Origin of the sequence: Vibrio gazogenes (assembly GCF_002196515.1) — a bacterium.
Classification (GTDB): Bacteria; Pseudomonadota; Gammaproteobacteria; order Enterobacterales; family Vibrionaceae; genus Vibrio; species Vibrio gazogenes_A.
The window spans coordinates 501100-514866 of record NZ_CP018836.1 but is presented as its reverse complement, the minus strand read 5'-3'; the positions used below and the strand labels follow the sequence as shown (position 1 = coordinate 514866).

The 13767-nt window shown below is 47.0% G+C and carries 11 protein-coding genes; all 11 read left to right on the top strand.

What is annotated here, in order from left to right; translation table 11 throughout:
- The first annotated feature begins 196 nt into the window (after nucleotides 1-196).
- The 11 genes from BSQ33_RS17955 to BSQ33_RS17910 all read left to right on the top strand — a co-directional run bounded on the left by BSQ33_RS17955 (nucleotide 197) and on the right by BSQ33_RS17910 (nucleotide 13749).
- Nucleotides 197-862: a response regulator transcription factor gene (locus tag BSQ33_RS17955; RefSeq protein WP_021019916.1), complete on the top strand. Its 666-nt coding sequence runs from the start codon at nucleotides 197-199 to the stop codon at nucleotides 860-862.
- The gene (locus BSQ33_RS17950) at nucleotides 862-2292 is read left to right on the top strand and encodes a sensor histidine kinase (RefSeq protein WP_088134830.1); all 1431 of its coding nucleotides are present in this window, start codon (nucleotides 862-864) and stop codon (nucleotides 2290-2292) included. The genes BSQ33_RS17955 and BSQ33_RS17950 overlap by 1 nt, the downstream gene beginning before the upstream one ends.
- Nucleotides 2289-3350, top strand: coding sequence for an ABC transporter substrate-binding protein (locus BSQ33_RS17945; protein ID WP_232472021.1), 1062 nt, complete (start codon nucleotides 2289-2291; stop codon nucleotides 3348-3350). The genes BSQ33_RS17950 and BSQ33_RS17945 overlap by 4 nt, the downstream gene beginning before the upstream one ends.
- Before the next feature lie 184 nt (nucleotides 3351-3534).
- Nucleotides 3535-4602: a 4-oxalomesaconate tautomerase gene (locus BSQ33_RS17940; protein ID WP_088134828.1), complete on the top strand. Its 1068-nt coding sequence runs from the start codon at nucleotides 3535-3537 to the stop codon at nucleotides 4600-4602.
- Between the two features lie 322 nt (nucleotides 4603-4924).
- Entirely contained in the window at nucleotides 4925-6058 is a 1134-nt protein-coding gene (locus BSQ33_RS17935; protein ID WP_021019912.1) for a Bug family tripartite tricarboxylate transporter substrate binding protein, read from the top strand.
- 158 nt (nucleotides 6059-6216) lie between these two features.
- Entirely contained in the window at nucleotides 6217-8193 is a 1977-nt protein-coding gene (locus tag BSQ33_RS17930) for a tripartite tricarboxylate transporter permease (RefSeq protein ID WP_232472020.1), read from the top strand.
- Nucleotides 8194-8205: 12 nt separating this feature from the next.
- Nucleotides 8206-9057, top strand: coding sequence for a universal stress protein (locus BSQ33_RS17925; protein WP_021019910.1), 852 nt, complete (start codon nucleotides 8206-8208; stop codon nucleotides 9055-9057).
- 472 nt (nucleotides 9058-9529) lie between these two features.
- Nucleotides 9530-9745 (top strand): hypothetical protein, encoded by a 216-nt coding sequence (locus BSQ33_RS17920; RefSeq protein ID WP_088134826.1) that lies wholly within the window; start codon nucleotides 9530-9532, stop codon nucleotides 9743-9745.
- Between the two features lie 255 nt (nucleotides 9746-10000).
- Complete coding sequence (locus tag BSQ33_RS21670; protein WP_157721428.1) at nucleotides 10001-10270, top strand: hypothetical protein; 270 nt, start codon at nucleotides 10001-10003, stop codon at nucleotides 10268-10270.
- A 189-nt stretch (nucleotides 10271-10459) separates the two neighbouring features.
- Nucleotides 10460-13303 carry a type VI secretion system Vgr family protein gene (locus BSQ33_RS17915; RefSeq protein WP_088134825.1) on the top strand — a complete coding sequence of 948 codons (2844 nt, stop codon included), beginning with the start codon at nucleotides 10460-10462 and terminating at the stop codon, nucleotides 13301-13303.
- Entirely contained in the window at nucleotides 13300-13749 is a 450-nt protein-coding gene (locus BSQ33_RS17910; protein ID WP_088134824.1) for a DUF1240 domain-containing protein, read from the top strand. Before BSQ33_RS17915 ends, BSQ33_RS17910 begins: the two co-directional genes overlap by 4 nt.
- The last annotated feature ends 18 nt before the right edge of the window (nucleotides 13750-13767 follow it).

Genomic DNA, 13767 nt, shown 5'->3' with positions numbered 1-13767 from the left:
AAGTGAGTCTCAATCGCAGTACGCTGATATGTCAGTGTCACCATGAATCAGAAAAAGTTATCACGATGACCGGATAGCTTATTTCTGGCAGTTGAATTGAGGCGATTAATAAATATAACGATTTGTTAATTAAAAATTTTTTATTGTTAGCATACATGAACGAAGCAGTTTGCTTTTAAAGGAAGTCACAAAGGCAATGCGAATTTTAATTGTAGAGGATGATCAATTAATCAGTGAGTCACTTGAGCAACGGTTTAGCGACCTTGGTCATGGCGTTGACTGTGCTGATGATGGCGATGTTGCCTATTCACTGGTTTCACACACCCAGTACGATCTAGTGATTCTGGATCTTAATCTACCGAAACGCTCAGGTGAAGAAATAACCAAGAGAATCCGTCAACGCTCAAATACCCCGATTCTGATTTTAACGGCACGTAAAGATGTTTATGACCGCATTAATTTGCTTGATTTGGGCGCTGATGATTTTTTAAGTAAACCTTTTGATTTCGGTGAGCTGGAAGCACGTTGTCGCAGTATTGTGCGTCGCAGCCGGGGGAATGACCATAACGTGATAGAACTGGGTAACCTGAGTTTTGATTCCGTCACGGCGACAGTCAAAGTCAACGGTGAAAGTATTCAACTCAAACAGCGCGAGTACCGACTCCTCGAAGTTTTTATCAATCATCCGAATCGTGTCCTGAGTAAAGAGGACATCATTGACCATTTATATGGCTATGATAATCCGCCTAATCAAAATGCGATTGAAACCTATGTGGGGCGACTACGCAAAGCACTGGTGACCAGTAACGTTGAGATTAAAACGCTACGCGGTTTGGGTTATGTATTCGCTGTGCAGCCGTAATGTTTTCTTTATCTTCTCTTTCAACCCGCTCACTCCGTTTTCAGCTTCTTGCCTATTCCGCAAGTGCTTTACTGTTTATCGGCTTGCTCTCCATGCTGGCGGTGAAGCGCTACGCCTATCAAACCGCGCAGTACACTTTTGATCGTCCTCTGGCAAATGCAGCATTACAAATTTTGGAAGATGTACTGTTAGATGGTGATGAACTAAGTGTTGATTTACCGTTCTCTGCATTTAGCGGGCTGGCTGACTCACCGCGTGATAAAGTTTTTTATCTTGTGACGACGAAGCAGAAGGAATTTGTAACCGGATATCCGGCGCTATTATCTGAACAAACGGTGATCTCACAAATCGATGCTCATCCCCTGCAACTGGAGGTTGCGCCCCATTTTTTTGATTTAGTGTTTAAACAGCAACATGTGCGTTTTGCGCTGGTTGGCCGAGTGATTAACACCAGAAAAGGGCCGCATCATGTCTATGTATTGGTCGGACAAACGACAGAAGCGAGGACCGACTGGGAGCAGCAGTTATCGGGCGTGGCATCCAAGCTTATTTTTGGTGTGGTGTTTTGTACCATTATCGTCATTATGATCTTAATCGCCCAAGTGATGAAGCCGCTGAAAAGTATTAACAGAAAAATATCGAAACGTTCAAATGTTGACCTGACACCGATAGACGTTCAGGGGCCCGAAGAGGTGACGCATCTGGTTAAAACAATTAATAGTTTCATGTTCCAGTTGGATGAAACCTTAGTGAATCTGAAAAACTTTACCAGTGAAGCGGCGCATCAGTTGAAGACGCCTGTCGCAGGGATGCGCTCTCAAATTGAGCTGATGTTGAGCCGGGAAAGTTCCCCCCAGACAACCCAGTGGCTGATGCGTCTCTTAGACGCTTGCGGCATTCTGGATCGCACTATTGAACAACTGTTGAATCATGCCATGATTAAACACCGTTTTCGCAGTGTTGAGCCGACCAGTAACAATATCAATCAGCTTGTCCAGTCCATTTGCCGCGGGCTTGCAATTAACGCACTGAAACGAAATATAGAGCTGAGTTATCAGCAACATGGTCAATACCAAATCGAAGGCGACGAATTTGCGTTAACACAAATGCTATCCAATTTGATTGAGAATGCGATCAAATATTCTCCCGACAATAGTGTTGTCGAGGTGGAAGTGGCCCGGCGTGGCACCAAAGCCATTATTTTGATTCGGGACTTTGGGGTCGGCATTAAAGATGAAGACAAGCCGCATGTCTTTAAGAGATTCTACCGGACTTCAGGCAATAGCCACTCAGGGACTGGATTAGGCATGACTATCGCGGCCGATGTCGCGAGGACGTATCACGCTCGATTAATTTTACATGATACGGTCCCTCAGGGGTTGACGGTCGAAATACAGTTCCCGTACCGGAAATGGAAGGAGATTCAATGATTATCCGACGATTGTTCTGCTTTGTACTATTCGTGGGGGTGAGTTTTTCGGGGGCGTTTGCCAGTGAAAATCAACCGCGAGTGATTCGGATCTTTGGTGCGGCTTATCTGTCAGAAATGAAGCCCCTGTTGGATGACTTCTCCATGCGACATCCCAAGATCAAGATTCAGTATCGGTGGATGAGCAGTGACGATCTCGACCGCTATATCCGCGAGCAGAAAACCCCTCAACCGGATGTAACCATCAGTTCGGTGATGCATTTACAGCTTGGTCTGGTCAATGATGGTTATGCGCTTGAACATCAACGAAAAGCCTTGAGCGGCGGATATAACGACCTGGTTTTGCCTGCTTGGAGTCAGTGGCGGGATGAGCTGTTCGGGTTTAGTTTTGAACCGGCTGTGATTGTATTCAACAATGCATTCTTAGCGGGTAAACCCATGCCCACCAATCGAATTGAGCTGCTGTCTTTTATCCGCCGTTATAGTGACGCGCTGATGGGAAAAATTGGATTGTACGATATTCGCCATGTGGGAATCGGATATTTATTCTGGTCTTTTGAACGACAGCAAGCACGTAATTACGGACAATTTCTGGAATTGTTTAATTCTCATAATGCCCGCACATTTAATAGTTCACGAGAAATGCTCGCAGCGCTAAGCAAGGGCGAGATTGCGATGGCGTATAACATATTAGGCTCTTACGCGCGGAGCTGGCAAATGCTGAATAATAACGTGACCATGACAACGATGTCCGATTACACACCCGTGATTATTCGCACTGCGCTCATCAACCGAACCACAAAAAATGCCCACGATGCAAAACTGTTTATCGATTATTTACTGTCATCCTCCGGTCAATGGGTGATGGCCGAGCAAACCAACATGCCTCCCATCCGCTCTGATATTAATACGGTAAATTCTGCTTCCTATATGCGAGCACAATATGCAGAGCAACTGAAACCATTACCGCTCGATGTCCGTCTTTTGGTGTTTTCTGATAAAAGCAAACGTCAGATTGTGACCACAGAATGGGAAAATGCCCTGAAAAATTATGACTGATATATACCCAAGTAACCTCAAGATGCAGGATTCAGAGTGTCTTCAATCAGCGCCTTTCTGCGTCAAATGCCTAACGTGAACACATTTTACCGAATGACGAGTCAGTGATTTGACAGGTTCATTTTGTAGCTTGATACCACCGCTTTTGGGACTTGAAAGCGAACGTAATGGTAAGGAGCTCAAAATGACACATTCCCGATTTATTCCTTGTATGCTGATCCGTGGTGGCACATCAAAAGGTGCCTATTTTCTGGCAAGTGATCTGCCCCAATCTCCTGAAGAAAGAGATCCGTTACTGATTCAGATTATGGGATCCGGTGACGCCCAGCAAATTAATGGCATTGGCGGCGGAACAACGTTAACGAGTAAAGTCGGTATTATCTCGCTGTCGCAGTCACCGGAGGCTGAGCTGGACTACTTTTTTGTCCAAGTCGGTGTCGAAGAAAAAGTCGTCGATACCAAACCGTCTTGCGGCAATATCTTATCCGGTGTTATCGCATTCGCGGCAGAAAAAGGGTTAATTGAATTAACTGAAGGCTCGACAACCGTTCGTGTTCGAAACGTGAATACCAATACGATTATCGAAGTGACTGCTGAAACGCCTGATAAAACACTCAAATTTGATGGTGATACCTCAATCGACGGGGTACCCGGGACGGGCTCTCCCGTGTTACTGAACTTTTTAAATGTCGGTGGCGCGAAAACCGGTAAACTGTTCCCCACCGGATCAACCAAAGAAATCATCCATGATATTGAAGTCAGTTGTGTTGATGCCGCCGTCCCGATGGTCCATATCCCTGCTCAAGCATTGGGTTTAGTCGGCAACGAGTCCAAAGCGGCCATCGACAGTAACCCTGATTTACTCAGTCGAATTGAATCGATTCGTCTCGTCGCCGGTGAGCGCATGGGGCTAGGGGATGTCCGGGGCAGTGTCATCCCCAAAGTCGCCATTGTTTCTCCGCCTCATGCGGGAGGCTCCATTACTTCTCGTTACCTCGTGCCGCATAATTGCCATGCCAGCCACGCGGTTACCGGGGCAATCTGTGTCGGCGCTGCGAGCTTGATTGAAGGCACGGTGGCCCACCAGCAAGCCCAAATCTCCTCAGAACTTGTCAGCATTGAACATCCCAGCGGAAAAATCGACGTGAAACTTACTTTGCTTGCAGGTGAATCTGAACCTGTGATTGCGCAAGCCGCATTAGTCAGAACAGCAAGACCACTCTTTAAAGGAGAAGTCTATATAGCCAAGTAACCTCAAGATGCACTCCCGAAGGGCGAGTTCACTGAACTCAGAGACTGCGTGAGAGATTCTCGCCATAGAATGGCTATGACTCAAATCTCTGCCTTGCCTCTGAGCCCAGTGATTCTCGCTGAAACTGCATCTGAGGTCATTTGGGTATATCGCTTAGCCGATTCCGGCTGTCTCCGGCGATTGGGCTCAATCGCGCGATCTATGTATCAATATTGTTAATAATATGTAGGTATGTCAGTTTGGTGACAGCTTGAATCTTTACGGTGACCCCATCGCTCTGCCGCGATAGAGATTAAATCATACTGTAAAAGAAGGAGGCGCTATGCTGCTTAGCAATCATTTTAATAAAAACGTATTCCGTGTCAGCAGTCAGATAGTATCCACAGTGTTCATGACATTTTGTCTGACATCAGCAGGGAATGCACAAGCGAGCAGTCATGAACAATCGGTCAGTTTTGAAGATGAACGGATTGAAGTGACAGTTCCTTATAAAGAAGGTGGCGGTACAGATACTTGGGCTCGTTTCTTCGGCCCTTACTTTTCACAGTCACTTCCCGGTAATCCCGTGGTGGTGATCCGCAATATTCCCGGTGGGGGTTCCACCAAAGGCGCAAACCAATTTGCCCGACGTGCTAGTGACAATGGTTTGGATGTTCTGGCAAGCTCGGCATCGACGCATTACACATATCTGCTCAATGACCGTCGTGTCAGATACGACTACAACGATTGGACACCGGTTCTCGCCACACCAACAGGGGGCGTTGTTTATATCTCCGCAGATGAAGGCATCAAGAATGCCGAGCAATTTGTGAATAATCTGGACAAGCTGCAATTCAAATATGCGAGTCAGGGCGCGACAACGATCGATCTGGTCCCGCTACTGGCCTTAGATTTAATCGGTGCCGATGTTCAGGCGGTATTTGGCATGAAAGGGCGTGGTGCAGGTCGACTGGCATTCGAAAGAGGCGAAGTCAATATCGATTCACAAACCAGTTCTGCCTATTTGAAAAAAGTCGTGCCGCTGGTTAAAGAAGGGAAAGCGATTCCGCTGTTCAGTTTCGGTGTCGTCGATGATCAAGGCCATCTGCAACGGGATCCCAATTTCCCGGATCTGCCTCACTTCGGTGAAGTGTATCAACTTGCGAAAGGGGATATCGATAGCTCACAAGGTTTCAAAGTCTGGCGTTCATTCTTTATCGCAGGATTTGTTGCTCAGAAAGTTTTCTTTTTACCCAAGTCAACGCCGCAAGACGTTCAGGATGCATGGCGTGATGCCATGATTAAATTAGTCGCTGAACCCGATTTTCAAAAACGAGCCAAAGAGATATTGGGTAATTATCAACAGCTGACAGGCACTGAAATGGATCAAGCGGTCAATGCCATTCTTTCTTTAGATGAAAATAGTAAAAAATGGGTGGCGAAATGGTTGAAGGAAAAATACAACACCAGACTTTAATCCGTCTGACTCATCAATATTAATTATTCGTCGATCGATATTCGACAGAACTTTATTCAATGAAGCATATAACGGCGCATTGTCTCTATATTCAGTGCGTTGTTGATATGCCAATTATTTCAAAAACTAATATTGCAATGTGACATTATAAGGATTCAATGATGTTGAATGAATTGCTGACCGCTTTGCAGACCATTTTAACATTGCACCATCTCATTTATATGCTGGGTGGTGTATTGCTGGGTCTTGCAATTGGAATTTTCCCCGGACTGGGGGGGATTGCCGGTTTATCTTTATTACTACCATTCTTATATGGTATGGAGCCCGTTTCTGCGCTCGCGATGCTCATCGGTTTGGTGGCAGTCATCCCAACGTCTGACACCTTTACTTCCGTATTGATGGGGATTCCCGGTTCGAGCGGTTCGCAAGCCACCGTGCTGGATGGCTTCCCGATGGCTAAAAACGGACATGCAGCGCGGGCGCTGTCTGCCGCTTTTACGGCGTCTTTATTCGGGGGACTATTCGGTGCCGTGGTTCTGACCGGGTTTGTACTCATTGCACGCCCTGTGATTCTGGCTTTTGGATCCGGTGAACTCTTCATGCTCACCTTGCTTGGACTGACCATGGTTGGTTCACTGGCAGGGAAGAGCCTTGTCAAAGGGCTGTCTGCCTGCGGTTTGGGGATGCTGTTAGGGAGTGTCGGCAGCGCACCTGCAACGGGTGAATATCGAATGACATTCGATAATTTCTATCTGATGGATGGCATCCCGTTGGTGGTGGTCGGGTTAGGGATTTTCGCTTTGCCGGAGATTATTGACCTCTTGCGCCAGAACAAGCCAATCGCCAATGCCAGCAAATTAGGGTCGGGATGGTTTCAGGGCGTGAAAGACTTCTTCGCCAATAAATGGCTGGCACTGCGGTGCAGTGTGATCGGTTGTATTGTTGGTGCACTGCCCGGTTTAGGCGGTAGTGTGGTGGATTGGATCGCTTATGGTCACGCGGTGCAAACCACGAAAGATAAGCCTGATTTTGGTCATGGTGATGTCAGAGGTGTGATTGCACCTGAGTCATCTAACAATGCCAAAGAAGGCGGTGGACTGGTTCCGACACTGTTATTTGGCATTCCCGGTTCAGGCAGTATGGCTGTATTCCTCGGCGGCATGGTTCTGGTTGGCTTAGAGCCGGGCCCGGCGATGGTCGGCAAAGATCTCGACATCACATATACCATTGTATGGTCGCTTGCACTGGCAAATATCTTTGGTGCAGCTGCATGTATGCTTATTTCACCTTGGGTCGCAAAATTAACGACGGTTCGTTACGCACTTTTAGCCCCCTTTATGGTGATGGTGATCTGTTTTGCCGCTTTCCAGGCAACGCGTGATCTGGCTGATTTGGTCACCTTACTCGGTATCGGTGTGCTTGGCGTACTGATGAAACGATTCGACTGGCCAAGACCGGCCTTTCTGATTGGCTTTGTGCTTTCTCCGGGCATGGAAACCTATTTATACCAAGCGATTCAATTTGATGGTATCGAGTTTTTGCTGCGTCCCGGTGTCATGATCATCGGCGCCATCATTCTCTTTTCACTGGTCTTTATGATTCGTCAAAACATGAAAAAGAATCACACCGTTGAAAAGGCAGCCAGAGCACCGACCCGCAAACCGCAAGTGTTATTCGCGATCCTCGTGAATATTGTTTTTGCATATGGCATTTATGACAGCAACCAGCACAGCTTTTTGGGCGGCATCTTTCCGACCGTCGTCGCGAGTGGGATGTGGTTTTTATCCGCCATTGTGGTTGTGCAGCTTCTGACTCGTCCGGAAGGATCACCGGTCTGTTATGATCACGAATATGTCCAAGGATACGCTTATGACAGTCATACCGCATCAGTGATGCATTATATCTACTGGATAGCCGGATTGATCATTGGCAGCTATTTCGTCGGATACGTTATCTCAATTACGTTATTTTTCTGTGCATTTTTAATGAACAAAGCCGGGATGGGATTGTGGCGAGCATTAACTGTCACCATCGCAGCCGTGGGTTTCTTGCTCGGTCTGACCCACATCATGATGCTTGATTTGCCAATCGGCTTATTACAAGAAAGCGTTTCACTACCGTGGCCGCTAGGTTAAAAGGAGTACAGCATGCCAATTAAATCTATCATTATGCCGTTTGCTTCTCAGGAACACGGTGAACAACGGTTAGAGGGCGCACTCAATGTTGCTAAATTCTTCAATGCTCATTTAGACGTGTTACATGCACAAGTTGGCGCAGAGAAATTCATGCCCAGCGAACAGCGTTTAGTTTCAAGGAAATTTTACGACCAGATCGATAAGTTGGTTCGTGATTATGTCCATGATGATATGACACAAGCCAAACAGATCTTTGAACGCTTATGCCAGCAACTGGGCATTCAGGACGAAATCATCGATTCGGATCAAGTCAGTGCCAAATGGCATGATATTTTCGGTTATCGGGGTGAAGTTGTTGCCGAGTGGGCGAAAGTCTCCGATGTGATTATTATTCCTCAATCTCTCAACGGACAAACCAGTGTGAGTTTTGAGACGGCGGTCAGTCATGGTGGTAAACCGATTTTAGTGATGCCCCGTGAGCAAACACACTTCGCACCAGAGACGATCATGATCGCCTGGAACGGTGACAAACCGGGTGCAAACTCGGTCAATAGTGCATTGCATTTACTGCAAAGAGCGAAGCAGGTCGTTGTCGTCACCAGTGAAAAATACCTGTCGAAAAGACCGACTCAAGTTGATTTAGTCCGTTATCTGGCCCGACATAAAATCGAAGTTGATTGCATTACATTCGCGCATAAAAGCAGGAATACGGGGTCGCAACTGTTAGAAGTTGCCGCCGGGATCAATGCTGATGTGATTGTGTCCGGTGCTTTCGCCCACCAAAAACTGCATCAAAAAGTATTTGGTGGTGTGACTCAGAAGCTATTGATGCGTGCTGATGTGCCTTTATGGATGATGAGCTAATTATGATGTCAGCTTGACGACAGGTTCATCGGTTATCTTAAAATACATGGCTGGTTAGTCATTAATTCGTCCCCCTAAGAAAAACACAAGGTTATCAATCTCCTGCCTTGCTTAGCTAACCAGCCTTTTCTTTTTTATCCTGATGTTTGAGTGCGGTTAAACCGCGGGATCTTCATTCTCAATTCTTAATTTTCCCAGCCTCCGGCTCTGAAATATGACGCACAATTTAGTTCTGCGATTTCAGCGGCATTGGTGCTCTGTGCGCCAGTTCATCTTTCAAAGATGAAAGACGAACCAGAAGATCTTTTTTGTTTGGCTGAGTCGTACGTTGTCCAGAACCGCCTTTTACGGGCGTCCTGCCCGGAAAAGCCTAACCATTCTCCCGGAATGGTTTTCTTGGTTGGGTGGTTGATTTGAATTCAGTGAGACATTTTAGAAGCTAACTTGATCGATGTACTCAGGGTAAAAATTCATGGATGAATTTTTAGCTTTTCGTGAGCAGGAGCGAATAAAAGCGACCCTGATCATGTACGCTGAACTTAAACTCAGGCACTTTTGGGTACTTTTGCTGCTGGGCAAAAGTACCTGGGGCGCTTTCGGAGATGCTATTGAAATCGAAGAAAGTGATTACGCACCAAACCAGCAGCTTATTATTCTTACCTTCCCAGCCTCCGGCACCCAAATTTGACGCACAATTGAGTTTCTCGATTTCAGAGGCTTCTGAGCTCTGTGCGTCAGTTTATCTTTCAGAGATGAAAGACGAACCAGAAAATCTTTTTTGTTTGACGGCGTCGCACGTTGTCCAGAACCGCCTTTTACGGTCGTCCTGCCCTGAAAAGCCTAACCATTCTTCCATGAATGGTTTTCTTGGTTGGGTGGTTGATTTGGATTGGGTGAGACATTTTAGAAGCCAGCTTGATCGATGTACTCAGGGTAAAAATTCATGGATGAATTTTTAGCTTTTCGTGAGCAGGAGCGAATAAAAGCGACCCTGATCATGTGCGCTGAACTTAAACTCAGGCACTTTTGGGTACTTTTGCTGCTGGGCAAAAGTATCTGGGGCGCTTTCGGAGATGCTATTGAAATCGGCAAAATCAATCGCGCACCAAACTGCTGCACCTCAACTTCCAATCTTTCCAGCCTCCGGCTCCGAATTTTGACGCACAATTACGTTCTTCGATTTCAGAGGCATTGGTGCTTTGTGCGCCAGTGACTCTTGCCAAATCACAACCGAGTCATTTCAAGTCGCGCTCCATGTTATTCCCGTTCCAGAAATAATATCTCGCCCCTAAAACTCCTGATTAGAGCATGAATTATAAACTCTATTGAGTATAATTGTGTATTCATATGAAAAGAATATTATCAATAAATATCAATCAGGAAACAACACAGACAGACTTTTATGACCCGACTTAAATTTAAACTCACCATCGATGGTGTCAATGATGAGACATTGGTGGTCCGTGACTATCAGGGCATCGAATCGATCTCAGACTCGGTGGATGATCAAGGTCAACCGGTTTATGGCTATCGGTATCGCATCGATATTGCCAGCCGCAACAGTGACCTGAGTTTCGAGCAGATGGTCGATAGTACCGCACTGCTTGAAGTGCTGCGCGATCATGAGGTCGCGCAAAAGGTTCACGGCATTATTCGTAATTTCAGCCGGGGCGATACCGGTCACCATCATACCTTTTATTCACTCACCTTGGTGCCGTCTCTGGAAAGACTGTCGCTGCGCCATAACAGCCGGATTTTTCAACAACTGGACGTACCGGAAATTCTCTCCGTGCTGCTTCAGGAAATGAATATCAATGATTATGCGTTTTCAGTGCGCCGCGAGTGTGCCAAACGCGAATACTGCGTTCAGTACCGTGAGACCGATTTAGAATTTTTCCACCGTCTGGCGGCGGAAGAAGGGCTGATGTATCACTTTGAACATCAACAAGACAAGCATGTGTTAGTCCTGACGGATAATCCCGAAGGGTTCGGTCGTCTGTCGATGCCAGTGCCGTATAACGCGCTGTCCGGTGGAGTATTTGAAAATCCGTATGTCTCGACCCTGATCGAGCAGAAACAGATGGAAGTCAGTGACGTCCAACTGGGCGATTACAGTTTTAAAAAGCCATCCTATAATCTGGCTCAGTCAGCCACGGCATCCGATATGAATTATCAGCGTGGCGACTATGAGCACTTTGACCATCCGGGGCGATTTAAAGACGACACCAGCGGTCAGGCGTTTACGCAAATCCGCCTTGAAGCGCTGCGCCGACAAGCGCACACCTTCCACGGCAAAAGTAACGACGCACAGCTTCAGGCCGGTAAGCGCTTTGATTTGATGGAACACTTGGACAGTGAGATGAATCGCAATTATCTGCTGGTTCAGGTGGCGCATCAGGGCAGCCAGCCGCAAGCGCTGGAAGAATCCGGTGGCAGCGGTGCAACTACGTACGCCAACCAGTTTGCTGCGGTTCTCGGTGATCAAGTGTGGCAAATGACACCCCGCAGCAAGCCGCTCCTCAAGTTCCCGATGATGGGCACGGTGGTCGGCCCCGAAGGGGAAGAGATCTACTGTGATGAGCATGGTCGGGTGAAAGTACACTTTCCTTGGGACAGAAAGGCATGGGACAGATACGGCAGCTCAAATGAGCAAAGCTCTTGCTGGCTCCGCGTGACCCAAGGTTGGGCCGGTGCACAGTATGGCATGATGGCTGTGCCACGGGTTGGTCATGAAGTGGTGGTGCATTTTCTTAATGGCGACCCGGATCAGCCGATCATTACCGGTCGGACTTACAATGCCAATAATGTTACACCGTATCCGTTGCCGGAAAACAAAACCAAAACGGTGATCCGCACGGAAACGCACCAAGGCGAAGGCTATAACGAGCTGAGTTTTGAAGACCAGTCAGGCAGTGAGAAAATCTACCTGCACGCGCAGAAAGATACCGACACGCTGGTCGAGAACGACGCGACCACGCATATCAAGCATAACCAAAGTACCACCATCGACAATGACCGCTACAGCCATATCAAGGTCAATGATCACCACACCGTCAGCGGTGAAGCGCGCACTAAAATCGCCAAAAGCCAGACGCTGATGATTGAAGGTGAGTTGCATGTGAAAGCCGGTAAAGTGTGGGTCAATGAAGCGGGCACCGAAATCCACATCAAAGCCGGTGAGCAAGTCATCATCGAAGCCGGGAATGAAATCACCCTTAAAGCCGGTGGCAGCTTCGTTAAAGTCGATCCATCCGGTGTTTCCCTCAGTGGTGCCGGAGTCAACCTCAACTCCGGTGGCAGTGCCGGAAGTGGCAGTGGGTTTGGTGGGAAAAATGTTATGCTTCCGAATTCCTCGGCCAAAGCAACCACCGCCGAACAGTCATCATTTACACCGAAACAGGCTTCACTGATCACAGCGAATGCTGACGTGAAAATCGATATGCCAGAAATGATAAAACAAGGTCGTATGACACAGGGAGCTGCGAGCAATGGTGGAGCATCAGTTACTGCTTCCGCAACGCCCGTCAAGGTTGATCCGGAGAATATGCACTGGCCTAACTATGACTTTATCAATCACCGGGAAATTACGGTGGAATATACGCAGAAGGCGGTGGACCTAGCGGTGCTGTCGCTCGAAGAGGCGGAAGAGTTTGCCAATAATTTGTGGCGGGAATACAACGGCAAAGATACGCTGGACAATGGCAAGAAAGTTTGGGATGGTGCTGCCAATGCGCATGATGCCTACCGATTGACAAAAGGGCTGGGAGGCATGGGTGTGGTCGTGTACACCAAACCCGCCAATGGACGGGATTATGTGATTATCAAAGGGTATAAAAAACATTTAAAAACGCTGATGAAAGGCAATCGCTGGCGCGCCAATAATCCGCAGGTGGTTCAACTCGGTCTGGGGACGAAGAACATGGCGAGAAACATGCTGCGGGTGGGGCTGGTGGTAGATATTATCTTCGCTGTTGCAATTAATGCCGTGGATGTGTTTGTTCATGATGAGAAAACCATGGCAGATTTAGTCGGGCGCTCCGGTGTGGATATTGCCAAAGGGATGATAGCGACGGGGGTTGGGACAGTGATGGCTGTTATAGCCAGCTCAATCGGTTTACCTTTAGTTGTTGTTGGGTGTGCTTTTGCTGGATTTGGTATGGGAGCAAGTTTCTTACTTGATAGTTTAGATAATGATTATGGCATTTCTGATACGTTGGTTGATAAATTGAAAGAGATTGAATTATGACGATAAGAATTTTTGGATTGTTGTTCTGCTTGCTTATATTAGGAGGTGGGATTGCTTTAGGATTTTTGTCTGAGTTATATCTCCCTTTTCAACCACTAGAAAACAGAGTTCGTTTGATTGCGTATACCAATTATGTGGCAGTAGCGTCAGTATTCCCTATGTCAATCGGGATTCTATTCGTCATAGTTCATCAACTATTTCACCCTAAAAAAGATGCTGGGGAATATGCAAAAGCTTATCACAGTGTTGGGATGAAGATTATGTGGATCACGTTAGCTGTTGCCATTGCTGCTATTCCTGCTCGTTTCTACCTGGGCTACAAAGTCGATCAGGCCGGATATGTAAAGTGTGTAAAAGAATCTCGCACTTCTGCCAAGAGTAGTTGGCGAGTTTATGCCAAATCAAAAAGTTTATGTAAAGACTCTTCCGGGATTTATGGGGGATAGATAAAAGCAACGGTGTTG